Source organism: Mesorhizobium sp., from assembly GCF_004962925.1.
GTDB lineage: Bacteria > Pseudomonadota > Alphaproteobacteria > Rhizobiales > Rhizobiaceae > Mesorhizobium.
Genome location: NZ_SUEO01000103.1, coordinates 1 through 13,274, shown reverse-complemented (window position 1 = coordinate 13,274; position 13,274 = coordinate 1). Strand labels below are relative to the sequence as shown.

The following is a 13,274-nucleotide window of genomic DNA, read 5'->3' as shown; positions in this document are numbered from 1 at the left end:
GGCGTGGCTGGCCGGCACCAAAGCCAGCCTGCCATGCGAGAATTGCCTGTCGTCGGTCTGTTCCGGCGCCGCCTGCCGAGCGCGCCTCAGGATGACATTGACGCGGGCGACCAGTTCGCGCGGGCTGAACGGCTTGGTGACATAGTCGTCGCCGCCCATTTCCAGCCCCAGGATGCGGTCGATCTCTTCATCGCGCGCGGACAGGAACAGCACCGGCACGTCGGATGTGTGCCTCAGCCGCCGGCAGACCTCCAGCCCGTCCATCTCCGGCATGCCGATGTCGAGCACGACAAGATCGGGCGGTCGGCGGTCGATCGCCTGCAACGCGGCGGCGCCGTCGGATACGGCAACCGTCTTCATCCCCGCCTTTTCGAGCGCAAAGCAGATGATCTCGCGGATGTGCGGATCGTCGTCGGCGACCAGGATGTGATGCGGCATGAATCAGCGGCCCGGCACGAAGGGTTCGGAGCCCTGAGGAACCACGAACGGGATACGTGTGTCGAGAGTGCGAAGAAGCCGCCAATCGCGAAAGCTCCAGGCGCGCCAGTTTTCTTGGCCCGCGCGGTAGCGGGCCTCGTCCTGCCCAAGCAAACGGACGAGTTCGCGGTAGGAGGAAATGCTGGCCGCATTCGTCCTGCCCTGATGCTCGAGGAAGCGATCGAGCGCTGGCCAGGCGCTGGGACCGAGCGAACGCAGATACCAGAAATCGAGCTCGGTGCCCTGGCCGGTCATTTCGAAGGAGTGCTCGACATTGTAGTTGGCGATCAGCGCCGCGTAGTTGATGAAGCAGCAGGCATAGAGCGTCATCGAAAGCGTCAGAAGATTGGCGGAAAGCAGCCATTCGTTGGATTTTTCGAGTGCGATGCGGGCGATGATCAGGGAAAGGCCCGCCGCCACCAGCCCCATCCAGACGAAGGCGGCGATGCGCCAGTAGGTCAGCGCGTAAATGCCGATATAGAGGTCGAGCCGCAGGATCGACGAGACGACCAGCACGATGTTCTGCGCCACCCAGACATAGACCAGCCGGCGGATGAGCGGATCGCTGGAGGTCGCGCTGCCGGGCCGCAGCGCCGCCAGGACGAAGCCGGCGGCGAGCAGCGCCGTGACAACGAGCGGATAGGCGCCGCGATGCGCATAGGCGGCGTAGGTTAGCCCGTCGGGAAGGGCGATGCCGCCCCACAGATAGGTGGCGTCGAGCGCGGTCTGCATCGCGAACAGGATGTTGAAGACGACCAGCGCGCGAAGAATGGCGGCCTTGCCGAAAATGATGTCCTCGATTGCCGTGACGGGTTTTGTCGTCGTCACCCGGCCGACAGGCGCAGACGACACCACACGCGCAATGCGGCGGAGAAAGCCCGGCAGGCGCGGGCGCAGAAAGGCCCAAATACCGGCAAGCACCAACAGCCAGAAGACCAACCGCGGCAGCTGGATGAGGTCGAGCAGTGCGAGGAGATCGATCAGCGACAGCCAGTATTCGACAACCGGATTGGCGGCGCCGAACAGCGCGAGAAACACCGCTCCCAGCGTCAACGGCATGACCCAGACGGCGATCGCCGCAAAGCGGATGCGCCGCCGGCCAAGCCGCCGCGCCGCCTTGCGCCAGCGAAAGAAATCGTGGACGAACCGGAATGGTGCCGCGAGCAGGAAGAGCGCAACCTGGCCGGCAATGCCGGCAAGGCTGCGCCGCAGCCGCCCGACCAGCGAAAGCGCGAAGACGGCCATGGCCGCCAGCCCGATGGCGACGGACAGCGCACTGACATTTTCAATGAGCGGCAGCAGCGCCATAAGCAAGGCAGTGAGTCCGAGCCACAGGCCGCGGACACTGAGCGCCGAAGACTGGATGGCCGCGGCTGCGGCGGCAAGCGTAATGCCGAACAGGAAAAGCGTGATGCCGACGGGCTGGCTGTAGAAGAAGAAATCGGCCAGCGCGGCAAGCAGGATGGCGACGCCGAATCGCGCGCAATAGCTTGGCGCGGCCGTAAGCAACGATGTCATGATCGGACTTTCTCAGCGGCCTTGATGCGGCCGGCATATCTGGGCAGAGATCTCACGATGAACGGGAAGAGGGTCGCTGAACGGGGCGTCCGGGGTGGATCGACGAGCCACCAATCTTCGCTACGGAGCCGGTAAGGCAGCGGCCAACGGGAATTTGTTTGCTCTTGCATGCCGCCCTTTTCGCCGGCCGAAATGCGGGCAGCGAGGCGGACCCGAGGAGATTTTCGGGACTTTTGTGCAGTTTTTATGCATGTGAAGACGGCTTGCCTCGACCGGCCGCAGGCGGCATAGATTTGGTATGACGACCGAAACCTACCGCCCGCGCCGCTCAGTGCTTTACGTCCCGGCCTCGAACGACAAGGCGCTGGCCAAACTTCCGTCGCTGGTCTGCGATGCCGTCATCATCGACCTCGAAGATGCCGTCGCCCCGGCCGATAAGGTTTCCGTGCGCGAAAAACTGGCGGATATTTTCGCCAGCCGTCCCGGCCGGCGCTGCGAGATGATCGTGCGCGTCAACGCGCTCTCCAGCGAATGGGGCGCCGACGATTTGCTGGCCGCGGCACGCTGCGAGCCCGACGCCATCCTGCTGCCCAAGGTCGACACGCCGCGCGACGTCCTGGAAGCCGGCGACGTCCTCGACGACAATTTCGCACCCGATGCGGTGAAACTATGGGCGATGATCGAAACGCCCAAGGCACTGCTCAACATCGGACCGATTGCCGAGCTTGGCCGCGATCCGGCCTCTCGGCTGATTTGTTTCGTTGCCGGAACGAACGATCTGGTCAAGGAGACCGGCATTCTCGCCACGCCCCACCGGCGCTATCTCACACCGTGGCTGATGCAGATGGTGCTCGCCGCGCGCGCCGGTGGCCTTGACCTGCTCGATGGTGTCTTCAATGATTTTCGCGACCTGGACGCTTTTGCGCGCGAATGCAGGGACGCGGCCGCCATGGGGTTTGACGGCAAGTCGCTGATCCACCCGGCGCAGATCGATGCCGCGAACCAGGCCTTTGCGCCATCTGCCGAAGCGGTGGCCGAGGCGCGCTCGGTGAAAGAGGCCTTCGCGCTTGCCGAAAATGCCGGCAGGCAGGTGATAGCGCTGAATGGAAAGATGGTCGAACGGCTGCATCTGGCACAGGCCGAAAAACTGCTGGCGAAGGCGGCTGCCATCGGGGCATGATTGGCAACTCACGACAGGAATGAAAAATGAAACTCTACCGCTTTCTGTCCGGTCCGGACGATTCCAGCTTCTGCCACAAGGTGACCGCGGCGCTGAACAAGGGCTGGCATCTGTTCGGCTCACCGACCTATTCCTACGACCAGGAGGCCAAGGCCATGCGCTGCGGCCAGGCTGTGGTGAAGGATATCGAGGGCCAGGAATACGGGCCCAACACCAAGCTCAGCGACTGGTAGGGATGACGAATCTAGGGGCAGCGTCGACAGATCGCCAACACTCTAATCGAAATAGCGGTTCATCTTCCTGGCCAGTTCGAAATCTAGCGCGGTCAGGCCGCCAGCATCATGGGTGTTGAGCGTCACGTTCACGGTCTTGTAGATGTTCGACCAGTCGGGGTGATGATCCATCTTCTCCGCCGCCAGAGCGACGCGGGTCATGAAGGCGAAGGCTTCGGAGAAGTTGTTGAAGGTGAAGCTGCGCGCGATTGCGCCGCCATCGTTGGCCAGCGACCAGCCATCGAGGCCGGCCAGCGACCCAGCAACAGTCTCCTTGCTTAGTTTCTCTCTCGCCATGTTCGTTTCCCGTGCTATCTGGATTTTCAGTCTTCAGCATAGTGCCGGATCGATGAGTGCAAAGCCGATAAAATCCATTCTTTTCGTCTGTCTCGGCAATATCTGCCGCTCACCACTGGCGGAGGGCGTGTTGCGCGCCGTCCTGGCGGAGCGCGGCCTCGATCGGGATATCCTGCTCGATTCGGCCGGAACCAGTGACTGGGAAGCCGGCTCGGCACCCGACCCGCGCTCGGTGTCGATCGCAGAGCGGCACGGCATCGATATTTCCAGACAGAGGGCGCGCAAGCTGACGTCGGACGATTTTTCGCGTTTCGATCTCATTCTCGCCATGGACCGATCGAATCTCCGGGATCTGAAAGCGCTGGTGCCTGCCGCCATGCGCGACCGTGTCCATCTGTTCCTGGAGTTCGCGCAGGAAAGGATGAGCGACGTGCCGGACCCCTATCACCAGGGGCCGGAGGCGTTTGCCTCGGTCTACCGCATGATCCGCGAAGCGTCGGAGGCGCTGGCGACGCGGCTAGAGGCGCGGCTGTCGGCGCCAGACAGCGGCCAGGCCTCCTCGACGATGTAGGGTCCGCCGCCGACCGAATCGCGCGACGACATCAGGACGAAGCGGCCGACGCGGAAGGGCAGCGTCGAGAAATTGCCGCGTGCCGACAGATACTGGGCGACGTCGAGCGGGCTCGAATTGCGTAAGCGGGCCAGCGTCACATGCGGCATGAACTTGCGCGGATCGGCAGGGATGCCAAGGCGCTGGCAGATGCGCTCGATCTCGGCTTGCAGGGCCGAAAGATCGGGCGAGGCGGAGACGCCGGCCCACACCGCATGCGGTTTTTTCTGGCCAAAGGCGCCGACGCCGGACAGCGTCAGCGGGAAGGACGGCCGGTGGACACGGTCGAGTGCGTTGGCGATGTCGTCGGCGACATGGCCCTCGACATCGCCGATGAAGCGCAGCGTCATGTGATAGTTTTCGACGTCGATCCAGCGGGCCCCGGGCAGGCCGCCCCGGAGCAGGGACAGCGAAAGGGCGGCGTCACGCGGTATTTCGAGGGCGGTGAAAAGACGCGGCATGGCAAGCCTCCTGTCCTCGAATCGAACTCTTGTCCCTAGCGAATCATCGATAATCGAGCGGGGCAAGTGGTTTGTTGGTCGCAAGCCCGCCTAAAATCTTCCCCTGGGGAAGGCGTAGCCTCCTCGAAGTCCAGTTCTTCAAGAGTTGCCCTGAACCACGGCAATGGCTTTTTCGACATCCGGCAGTATGCGCTCGACCATGCGGTCGATGCCCTTGGCATTCGGGTGCAGGCCGTCCTCGAGTTGCAATGCGGGCTCGCCGGCGACGCCGTCGAGAAAGAAAGGATAGAGCGTGACGCCGTATTTTTCCGCCAGTTTCGGAAAGATCGCGTCAAAGCCGTTCTGGTAGTCGGCGCCGAGATTGGGTGCGGCACGCATGCCGGCCAGCAGCACGGCGATCTTGCGCTGTTTCAGCTTCGCCAGCATGGTGTCCAGATTTTTTTGCGTGATATCAGGAGAAACGCCGCGCAGCATGTCGTTGGCGCCGAGCTCGAGGATGACGAGCTGCGTACCATCCGGCACCGACCAATCGAGCCGCGACAGGCCGCCACTCGACGTATCGCCGGAGACACCGGCATTGGTGATCGTCACATCGTGGCCCTTGGCGCGAAGTGCTGCCTCGAGTTTTTGGGTGAAGCCTTCGTCCGGTCCGAGGCCAAAGCCCGCCATCAGACTATCGCCGAAGCCGACAATCTCCACGGGCTCGGCGCGCGCCGACGAAATGGCGCCGCAAATTCCGAGGAAAAGGATGAACACTGCGGCAAGAGGGTGTTTGAAAGCCATGCGGCCGGCCCCATATGACCAAGAACATTACGTTGGCGGCAGGCCGAATTCTGGCCTTCCCTCTCCCATATAGGACGATTTTATTTTGACAGAAGCCGTCATCGCGCTGAAAGACGTATCGCTGACGCTCGGCGAAGGAGCGTCTTCCGTTCATGTGCTGAAAGGTGTCAGCCTCGATGTGGCAAGTGGCGAGGCGACCGGCATCGTCGGGCCGTCGGGCTCGGGTAAGTCGACGCTGCTGATGGTTTTGGCTGGTTTGGAAAGGGTCGATTCGGGTACGGTACGAATTGCCGGCGAATTGCTGAACGGCAAGAGCGAAGACCAGATTGCATCGTTTCGTGGGCGAAACATTGGCATCGTTTTCCAGTCCTTCCACCTCATTCCCAACATGACGGCGCTTGAAAATGTCGCAGTGCCACTGGAACTTGCCGGCCATGCGGATCCGTTCGGGGTGGCGGCGCGGGAGCTGGAAGCGGTGGGGTTGAGCGATCGCGTCACTCATTATCCTGGCGAATTGTCCGGCGGCGAACAGCAGCGTGTGGCGATCGCCCGGTCGCTGGCGCCGTCGCCGCGTATCCTGATCGCCGACGAGCCGACCGGCAATCTCGACCAGGCAACCGGGCGGCAAGTCGCCGATCTTCTGTTCGCCAAGGCGGCCGAGCGCGGCATGACGCTGGTGCTGGTCACCCATGATCCGGCGCTCGCCGCACGCTGCTCCCGGCAGGTGTCGATGCGGTCGGGTCGGATCGAGGACGCGCCAGAACCAGCCCCAAAGCCCGGTAAGGTGCCGGCCTGATGCCGCTGTCGCGCACGATGAAGCTCGCCTTCCGCTTCTCGCTGCGCGAGATGCGCGGCGGGCTGTCCGGCTTCCTGATTTTCCTTGCCTGCATCGCGCTTGGCGTCGCGGCGATCGGCGGCGTCAATTCGGTGGCGCGGGCGATTACTGCCGGTGTCGCCAACGAAGGCCAGTCGCTGCTCGGCGGCGATCTTCGTTTCCAGCTCAACCAGCGCGCTGCGACGCAAGCCGAGCACGCCTTTCTCGACGGGCTGGGCACGGTCTCGCACAGCGCCAACATGCGCTCGATGGCGCGGCTCGAGGACGGTTCCGACCAGGCACTGGTCGAGGCCAAGGCGGTCGACGGAGCCTATCCGCTCTACGGCGCGCTGGAGATCGAGCCGGCGCTGTCGAAGCAGGAATTGTTCGGCGAAAAATCCGGTATTTTCGGCGCCGCCGCACCCGAGCTTTTGTTCGAGCGGCTGAACCTTGGGATCGGTGACCGGCTGAAGCTCGGCACTGCCACCTTCGAACTGCGTGCCAAGCTCGTCAGCGAGCCGGACGCGGTATCCGACGGCTTTGGCTTTGCGCCGCGGCTGATGGTCTCGACGGATGGGCTTGCCGCTTCCGGTCTGATCCAGCCGGGCAGCCTTGTCGAAAATGCCTACAAGATCCGCCTGCCCGTCGGCACCAGCGAAGCGGGTATCAAGGCGATCCAGGAGCAGGCCGCGGAAGACTTTCCCGAGGCCGGCTGGACGATCCGCACGCGCAGCAACGCAGCACCTGCGTTGTCTTCCAACATCGAACGGTTCTCGCAGTTCCTGACGCTAGTCGGGCTGACGGCGCTGGTGGTCGGCGGCGTCGGCGTGGCCAATGCGGTGCGCGCCTATCTCGACGGCAAGCGTGGCGTCATCGCCACCTTCAAGAGCCTGGGCGCATCGGGCGGTTTTGTCTTTACCGTCTACCTCGTGCAGATCCTGATGATCGCCGCCCTCGGCATCGCGCTTGGCGTTGTGCTTGGCGCGTTGATGCCGTTCGCCGCGAGCGCGGCACTCCAGTCGGTCATTCCGGTACCGGCGGAAGGCGGGTTCTATCCCGGCGCGCTCGGCATGGCGGCACTGTTCGGGCTGCTGGTGACGCTGGCTTTCGCCTTGCTGCCGCTCGGCCGTGCGCGCGACGTTCCGGCGACGGCGCTGTTTCGCGAAATGGGTTTTGAGGGCCGCGGGTTTCCGCACCCGCTGTACGTGGCGGCGGCGCTCGGCATCGCGCTGCTGCTGGCGGCGCTGGCCATTCTGTTTTCCGACGATCGCCGCATCGCCTCGATCTTTGTCGGCGCCACCGTTCTTGCCTTCCTGGTGCTGCGCGTCGTCGGCGCGCTGGTGCAGTGGGCCGCCAAAAAGAGCCCGCGCGTTGGCTCGACGGTGCTCAGGCTCGCCATCGGCAACATCCACCGGCCGGGTGCCTTGACGCCGTCGGTGGTGCTGTCGCTGGGACTGGGGCTGACGCTTCTGGTGACGCTGGCGCTGATCGATGGCAATCTCAGGCGGCAGATTTCCGGCAGCCTGCCGGAACGGGCGCCGAACTTCTTCTTCGTCGACATCCAGAGCAGCGATGTCGACGCGTTCTCCGCGCTGGTCGGCAAAGAGGCGCCGCAGGGCACGCTGGTCAAGGTGCCTATGCTGCGCGGCCGGGTGATGGCGCTGAACGGCGTCGACGTCGACAAGGTCAAGGTCCCGGCAGAAGGGGCCTGGGTGCTGCGCGGCGATCGCGGACTGACCTACGAGGCCAGACTGCCGAAGAATGCGACGCTGACCGAAGGCACATGGTGGCCGGACAACTATGCCGGCGAGCCGCTGGTGTCGTTTTCCGCCGAGGAAGGCAAAGAGATCGGGCTGAAACTCGGCGACACTATCACCGTCAACGTGCTTGGCCGCAACGTGACGGCGAAGATCGCCAATTTTCGCCAGGTCGAGTGGGAGACGATGGGCATCAACTTCGTCATGGTGTTCTCGCCCAGCACATTTGCCGGCGCGCCGCATAGCTGGCTGGCGACGCTGACCGAAAAGGGTGCGTCGGGGGCGGACGATGCCCGTCTTCTCAACGCCGTCACCCGGGCCTTTCCCGCGGTGACGACAGTCAGGGTCAAGGACGCGCTCGACATCGTCAACCGGCTGGTGGCGCAACTCGGCACGGCAATCAGGGCCGCGGCCGGCGTGGCGTTGATCGCCTCGGTGCTGGTGCTGGCTGGCGCGCTTGCCGCCGGCAATCGCGCCCGCATTCACGATGCAGTGGTGCTGAAGACGCTGGGCGCCACCAGGAAAACACTGATCGCGGCGTTTTCGCTGGAGTATATGCTGATCGGGCTCGCCACTGCGATCTTCGCGCTGGCGGCAGGCGGCGTTGCCGCGTGGTTCGTTGTCGCACGCGTCATGACGCTGCCATCGCATTTCATGCCCGATGTGGCGGTGGCAACCATCGTCTTTGCGCTGGTGGTCACGGTCGGCATTGGCCTCGCCGGCACTTGGCGGGTGTTGGGCCACAAGGCGGCGCCGGTGCTCCGCAATCTCTGATCGCAAGGCTTGGCGAGGCTGTTTTTGGTTAATTCTGCGTAATGTTGCGGCTTCGAAAGCCGAAAAACCGTATTTCGGGGACTTCACGAAGCATTACGCTCCGTTACGGTCTTGTTCTTGACGCCAATAACCATCATATTTCGCCGCAGGCATGCTGGAGCCCCGCCAGCGGCGCCTGGGTTCAAATGGACCTGACACCGGACGGGGCAGAAGCAATATGAGGATTTCCATGGCTGAACCCCTTCGCAATTATCAGACGCGCGCCGTGCCCGGCGCCGGCGTCGATGCTGCCATCGACCAGGGCCTGCGCGCCTACATGATCAAGGTCTACAATCTGATGGGGCTTGGCCTCCTCATCACCGGCCTTGCCGCGGTCGGCACGATCATGCTGGCCACCACCACCGATCCGGCTTCGGCGGTTGCGACGCTGCCGAGCGGCGAGATGCTGACCTCCTTCGGCTACGCGATCTTCGGGTCGCCGTTGCGCTGGCTGGTGATGCTGGCTCCGCTGGCCGCCGTGCTGTTCCTGTCGTTCCGCGTCCAGTCGATGAGCGTTTCCGCCGCGCAGACGACGTTCTGGGTCTATGCCGGCCTGGTCGGCCTGTCGCTGTCGTCGATCTTCCTGGTCTACACGACCGCCAGCATTTCGCAGACCTTCTTCGCCACCGCCGCGGCTTTCGGTGCGCTGTCGCTTTACGGCTACACGACCAAGCGCGATCTGACCGCGTTCGGCTCGTTCCTGGTGATGGGCGTGTTCGGCCTGATCATCGCGATGGTGATCAACATCTTCCTGCAGTCGTCGGCATTGTCCTTCGCCGTTTCGGCGCTCGGCGTGCTGATCTTTTCGGGCCTCACCGCCTATGACACGCAGAAGATCAAGGAGATGTATTTCGAGGGCGATGCGACCGACGTTGCCGGCCGCAAGGCGATCATGGGCGCGCTGACGCTCTATCTCGACTTCATCAACCTGTTCATGTTCCTGCTGCAGTTCATGGGCGACCGCCGCTAACAGGCTTTTGTTTGAACCATGATCTTTTCCGAAAACCGGTTTCCACCTTTCGGGATCATGGTCTGACTGGACCAGCGAGTTTGGTAAGGGCGGCCCAACGGCCGCCCTTTTCTTTTGTTCCGGCCTCTGCTGTGATAGCAGGCAGATGAACGATTTGCATAAATTATGAGCAGTATCACCATACGGGCCGCTACGTCGGCGGACCTTGACCGGATCACCGACATCTATGCCGACGCGGTGACAAACGGCACGGCGAGCTACGAGCTGGAGCCGCCAAGCCGCGCCGAGATGGGCCAGCGATTCGATAGTTTGATAGCGGGCGGCTTTCCCTATCTGGTGGCGGAAAAAGACGGCATCGTGCTCGGCTATGCCTATGCCGGCGCCTTTCGGCCACGCCCCGCGTACCGCTTTGTCGTCGAGGATTCCGTCTATGTCGCGCCCGAGGCCAAGGGCCAAGGCGTCGGGCTCAAGCTGATGCAAGGGCTGATCGAGGCGGCCGAGGCGGCGGGCTTCCGCCAGGTCATCGCGGTGATCGGCGACGGGCGACCGGACAGCGCCTCGGTGCGGCTGCATGAAAAGCTCGGCTTTCGCCATTCGGGCCGCCTGGAAGGCTCCGGCTATAAGCACGGACGCTGGCTGGACACGGTGTTCATGCAACTGCCGATCAATGACGGGGCTCTACTTCCGCCCGATATCAACTCGTTGCCGGAACAGAAATTCCGCAGCCAGAATAACTAGTTAGGCCTCGACCAGCTTCAGCGTGCGGTCGAAAACGCCGAGCACGCGACCAAGTTCCTGGCCGCGCTTGAGGATGCGGCCGCCGGCGGCAATGACGGCGAATGCGCCTTGCCGGCGCGCCAGCTTCGGATCCTTGACGATCTGGAACAGCGGCACCTCGCTGGTGCGGCGGAACACCGAAAAGACGGCGCGGTCGGTGAGGTGGTCGATGGCGTAGTCGCGCCATTCATTGGCGGCGACCATGCGTCCGTAAAGCCTCAGGATCTGGTCCAGTTCGCGCCGGTCGAACCGCACCGGCTGGTCGAGGCGTTCGCGTCTTGCCTCATGCAGCGGGATCAGTATTGCGGATGCGTCCCCATCCTCCGTCCCACTGCCGTGATCAGTCATGCCTCGATCCCTTCGAATGAATCTTATGCAACCAAAGTTGGCGCTTTCGCCGTGGAATTGCAAGCCCGACCGGGCAAAGGCGGCGGGCGCACCGTTTCCGCAGTGTCCAGTCACGTTTATAAAACGCCCGTTGGAATTGGTGATGCTTCGTCACAATCCTGCCTTCTTTTATCCGCGCTAATGCCCCAATGTCCGACGAATTTACGGGTGTTGCCTGAGACGGTTCGGTCCGGCACTGGCTCGTAAACCCCAAGCCCCCCGCCCACGGGTCTGCGTCGGATCGAACCAACCTCGGTTTTTCCCTTGGAAAAATCGGGTGCGACGATCCCAAAACCTAAAATGACCGGCGTCAGAAGCAAGCTGACGCCGGTTTTTTATGCCCGGATGGGAAGTGAACGCCCAGAGCGCTTTGCGCTTTGGTGGAACCAAAACCGCGCTCTCTTTAATTATTTAACGCATTTGTCGGACGCCAAACGAAGATGTCTGGCTGAAAATGCTACGGGCGAGAATGCGTGGCCGGTAGAGGCTTGTGGATCAAGGCGGCGCCCAGAATGGGGCCGGGCAGGCCGTCCTTGCCTACCGATTGCAGCAGCACGGCGCAGCCGCCTTTTTTGGAAATCACGCTCATCGGCAATTCGTAGCGCTGCGCCTTGCCGTGCCACATGCCGGCGGTCTGGATGCCGGAGACGGCGTTCCAGTAGGTCATGCTGCGGCCGGTGTTTTCGCCCTTGCCGATCTTGATCGTCTGCGGGGGGTCGAAATAGACGATGACGACATGCGCATCGCTGGGGCCGGTCCCGGCATCGCCGGCGTCGATGATGACGCGGTCGCTGGTCTGGCTGACGTTGATGGCGACCCGCATGCCGTCGCCTGATTTCTCCATGCGGGCGAGCGCCCCGTCGACTTCCTTGCGATTGGCGCCGTTGACATGACTGCGGCCGTTGATGACGGCCTGCGGCGTATAGACCGAGCGGCTGCCGAAGGCGCGCATATACTCATATTGCCGCTCGGTGTTCTCCTTGCGGCTCAGCGTATCCTTCCAACCGAGATAATCCCAGTAGTCGACATGGTAGGCGAGCGCGACGACGTTCTCGTTGGCGGCAAGCTCGGCGAAGAATTCATCGGCTGGCAGGCAGGAATTGCAGCCCTGGCTGGTGAAGAGCTCGACCACGCCCAACGGTTGGTCGGCCAAGGATTTGTCAGTCTGGGGCTTGCCGGCTTCGTCGGCAAGCCCAGCGCCGGCAAACACCGAGAGGGCCAGCGCAAATGCCGCAAGCCGCAATGGTCTTCGAGATGTCATGGCCGTTTCGACTCCCGCCGGTGATGCCGGCCTTGTTCTGATTGCCGAAATATGTGGCAGAAGCGACAGTCAACGGGAAGTCACGTTGCGGTGAAATTTGCCGTTGCAACCAACTGCAAGGGCGCAATAGGAAGGGCTACACTTCACGGTAGAAGCCGATTCGGGCAACAATCAGCATGTGGCAAACCCTCCTGATGCCGGTTGACCTCTACTGCGAGCGGACCGGGCCGGGACTCTGGGCCGAGCCGGCCAACGCGCTGACCAATCTGGCCTTTCTTGCCGCCGGGCTGTGGGGCGTCCGGGAGGTGCGCCGGCGCGGCACCGGCATCTTCGCCGAAGCGCTGGCCTGGTGGGTGGTGGCGATCGGCATCGGCTCGGCGCTGTTCCACACCTTTGCCAACCATGCCACGGTCTGGGCCGACGTCCTGCCGATCGCCGGGTTCACGCTTGCCTACACGCTGTTCAACCTGCGCCGCTTCCTCGGCATGAAATGGGGCAAGGCGATCGCCGTCTTCGTCGCCTTCTACGCCGTCGCTGGGTTGTTGACCTGGGCCGTGCCGGACTGGCTGCGCCAGGCGTCGAACGGCACGACCGGCTATCTGCCGCCTTTCCTGGCGCTAGCCGTCTTCGGCGCCTGGGTGGCGGCAAGCGGCATTCGCGCCGGCTGGTACAATCTGGCGGGCTCGGCGATCTTCGTCGTGTCGGTCATCTGCCGGATGATAGATCCGCTGGTCTGCGGCAGCTTTCCGCTCGGCACGCATTTCCTGTGGCACATCCTCAACGGGCTGATGCTCGGCGTGCTGCTGGCGGCGACGGCGCGCTTCGGGGCCAAGGCAGGGGAATAGGGCAGTAGGGCAGTAGGGCAGTAGGGCAGTAGGGCAGTAGGGCAGTAGGGCA

General features: G+C 63.2%; 15 protein-coding genes. 8 read left to right on the top strand and 7 right to left on the bottom strand.

Annotated features, from left to right (window positions below; translation table 11 throughout):
* Window positions 1–438: response regulator (locus tag E5W87_RS20005; RefSeq protein WP_292401192.1), on the bottom strand; the 438-nt coding region annotated here is incomplete at its 3' end.
* A gap of 3 nt (window positions 439–441) precedes the next feature.
* Window positions 442–1,995 (bottom strand): DUF4173 domain-containing protein, encoded by a 1,554-nt coding sequence (locus E5W87_RS20000; protein WP_292401190.1) that lies wholly within the window; start codon window positions 1,993–1,995, stop codon window positions 442–444.
* Between the two features lie 298 nt (window positions 1,996–2,293).
* On the opposite strand from E5W87_RS20000, the gene E5W87_RS19995 reads away from it, so the two are divergent.
* The gene (locus E5W87_RS19995; protein ID WP_292401188.1) at window positions 2,294–3,175 is read left to right on the top strand and encodes a CoA ester lyase; all 882 of its coding nucleotides are present in this window, start codon (window positions 2,294–2,296) and stop codon (window positions 3,173–3,175) included.
* Window positions 3,176–3,201: 26 nt separating this feature from the next.
* Entirely contained in the window at window positions 3,202–3,408 is a 207-nt protein-coding gene (locus E5W87_RS19990; RefSeq protein WP_292401186.1) for a DUF1737 domain-containing protein, read from the top strand.
* A gap of 42 nt (window positions 3,409–3,450) precedes the next feature.
* Here E5W87_RS19990 and E5W87_RS19985 read toward each other — a convergent pair whose 3' ends face one another.
* Complete coding sequence (locus tag E5W87_RS19985; RefSeq protein WP_292401183.1) at window positions 3,451–3,744, bottom strand: 4a-hydroxytetrahydrobiopterin dehydratase; 294 nt, start codon at window positions 3,742–3,744, stop codon at window positions 3,451–3,453.
* A gap of 52 nt (window positions 3,745–3,796) precedes the next feature.
* Between E5W87_RS19985 and E5W87_RS19980 the strand changes: the two genes are divergently transcribed.
* A complete protein-coding gene (locus tag E5W87_RS19980; protein ID WP_292401181.1) occupies window positions 3,797–4,315 on the top strand; it encodes a low molecular weight protein-tyrosine-phosphatase in 519 nt (172 codons plus the stop codon).
* Here E5W87_RS19980 and thpR read toward each other — a convergent pair.
* Together thpR and E5W87_RS19970 are read right to left on the bottom strand one after the other, a co-directional pair.
* Window positions 4,219–4,815, bottom strand: coding sequence for an RNA 2',3'-cyclic phosphodiesterase (gene thpR, locus E5W87_RS19975; protein WP_292401178.1), 597 nt, complete (start codon window positions 4,813–4,815; stop codon window positions 4,219–4,221). The two genes, E5W87_RS19980 and thpR, sit on opposite strands and share 97 nt — an antisense overlap.
* A gap of 138 nt (window positions 4,816–4,953) precedes the next feature.
* Window positions 4,954–5,598, bottom strand: a complete 645-nt coding sequence (locus tag E5W87_RS19970; protein ID WP_292401176.1) for an arylesterase — start codon at window positions 5,596–5,598, stop codon at window positions 4,954–4,956.
* Between the two features lie 85 nt (window positions 5,599–5,683).
* Here E5W87_RS19970 and E5W87_RS19965 point away from each other — a divergent pair, with 85 nt between their 5' ends.
* The 4 genes from E5W87_RS19965 to E5W87_RS19950 all read left to right on the top strand — a co-directional run bounded on the left by E5W87_RS19965 (window position 5,684) and on the right by E5W87_RS19950 (window position 10,690).
* Window positions 5,684–6,394, top strand: coding sequence for an ABC transporter ATP-binding protein (locus E5W87_RS19965; RefSeq protein ID WP_292401173.1), 711 nt, complete (start codon window positions 5,684–5,686; stop codon window positions 6,392–6,394).
* Entirely contained in the window at window positions 6,394–8,943 is a 2,550-nt protein-coding gene (locus E5W87_RS19960; RefSeq protein WP_292401170.1) for an ABC transporter permease, read from the top strand. Before E5W87_RS19965 ends, E5W87_RS19960 begins: the two co-directional genes overlap by 1 nt.
* 229 nt (window positions 8,944–9,172) lie before the next feature.
* Window positions 9,173–9,952: a Bax inhibitor-1/YccA family protein gene (locus E5W87_RS19955; protein WP_292401167.1), complete on the top strand. Its 780-nt coding sequence runs from the start codon at window positions 9,173–9,175 to the stop codon at window positions 9,950–9,952.
* A gap of 165 nt (window positions 9,953–10,117) precedes the next feature.
* Window positions 10,118–10,690: a GNAT family N-acetyltransferase gene (locus E5W87_RS19950; RefSeq protein WP_292401164.1), complete on the top strand. Its 573-nt coding sequence runs from the start codon at window positions 10,118–10,120 to the stop codon at window positions 10,688–10,690.
* Here E5W87_RS19950 and E5W87_RS19945 read toward each other — a convergent pair whose 3' ends face one another.
* Window positions 10,691–11,077 (bottom strand): DUF2794 domain-containing protein, encoded by a 387-nt coding sequence (locus tag E5W87_RS19945; protein WP_095484870.1) that lies wholly within the window; start codon window positions 11,075–11,077, stop codon window positions 10,691–10,693.
* A 496-nt stretch (window positions 11,078–11,573) separates the two neighbouring features.
* Complete coding sequence (locus E5W87_RS19940; protein WP_292401160.1) at window positions 11,574–12,377, bottom strand: thioredoxin family protein; 804 nt, start codon at window positions 12,375–12,377, stop codon at window positions 11,574–11,576.
* Window positions 12,378–12,553: 176 nt separating this feature from the next.
* Here E5W87_RS19940 and E5W87_RS19935 point away from each other — a divergent pair, with 176 nt between their 5' ends.
* Window positions 12,554–13,222, top strand: coding sequence for a ceramidase domain-containing protein (locus tag E5W87_RS19935; RefSeq protein WP_292401159.1), 669 nt, complete (start codon window positions 12,554–12,556; stop codon window positions 13,220–13,222).
* Window positions 13,223–13,274 lie beyond the last annotated feature (52 nt).

Bases quoted from the DNA above. Each gene is read 5' to 3' on its own strand.
- E5W87_RS20000 (WP_292401190.1), bottom strand. From the start codon at position 1,995: ATGACATCGTTGCTTACGGCCGCGCCAAGCTATTGCGCGCGATTCGGC.
- E5W87_RS19995 (WP_292401188.1), top strand. From the start codon at position 2,294: ATGACGACCGAAACCTACCGCCCGCGCCGCTCAGTGCTTTACGTCCCG.
- E5W87_RS19990 (WP_292401186.1), top strand. From the start codon at position 3,202: ATGAAACTCTACCGCTTTCTGTCCGGTCCGGACGATTCCAGCTTCTGC.
- E5W87_RS19985 (WP_292401183.1), bottom strand. From the start codon at position 3,744: ATGGCGAGAGAGAAACTAAGCAAGGAGACTGTTGCTGGGTCGCTGGCC.
- E5W87_RS19980 (WP_292401181.1), top strand. From the start codon at position 3,797: ATGAGTGCAAAGCCGATAAAATCCATTCTTTTCGTCTGTCTCGGCAAT.
- thpR (WP_292401178.1), bottom strand. From the start codon at position 4,815: ATGCCGCGTCTTTTCACCGCCCTCGAAATACCGCGTGACGCCGCCCTT.
- E5W87_RS19970 (WP_292401176.1), bottom strand. From the start codon at position 5,598: ATGGCTTTCAAACACCCTCTTGCCGCAGTGTTCATCCTTTTCCTCGGA.
- E5W87_RS19960 (WP_292401170.1), top strand. From the start codon at position 6,394: ATGCCGCTGTCGCGCACGATGAAGCTCGCCTTCCGCTTCTCGCTGCGC.
- E5W87_RS19955 (WP_292401167.1), top strand. From the start codon at position 9,173: ATGGCTGAACCCCTTCGCAATTATCAGACGCGCGCCGTGCCCGGCGCC.
- E5W87_RS19950 (WP_292401164.1), top strand. From the start codon at position 10,118: ATGAGCAGTATCACCATACGGGCCGCTACGTCGGCGGACCTTGACCGG.
- E5W87_RS19945 (WP_095484870.1), bottom strand. From the start codon at position 11,077: ATGACTGATCACGGCAGTGGGACGGAGGATGGGGACGCATCCGCAATA.
- E5W87_RS19940 (WP_292401160.1), bottom strand. From the start codon at position 12,377: ATGACATCTCGAAGACCATTGCGGCTTGCGGCATTTGCGCTGGCCCTC.
- E5W87_RS19935 (WP_292401159.1), top strand. From the start codon at position 12,554: ATGTGGCAAACCCTCCTGATGCCGGTTGACCTCTACTGCGAGCGGACC.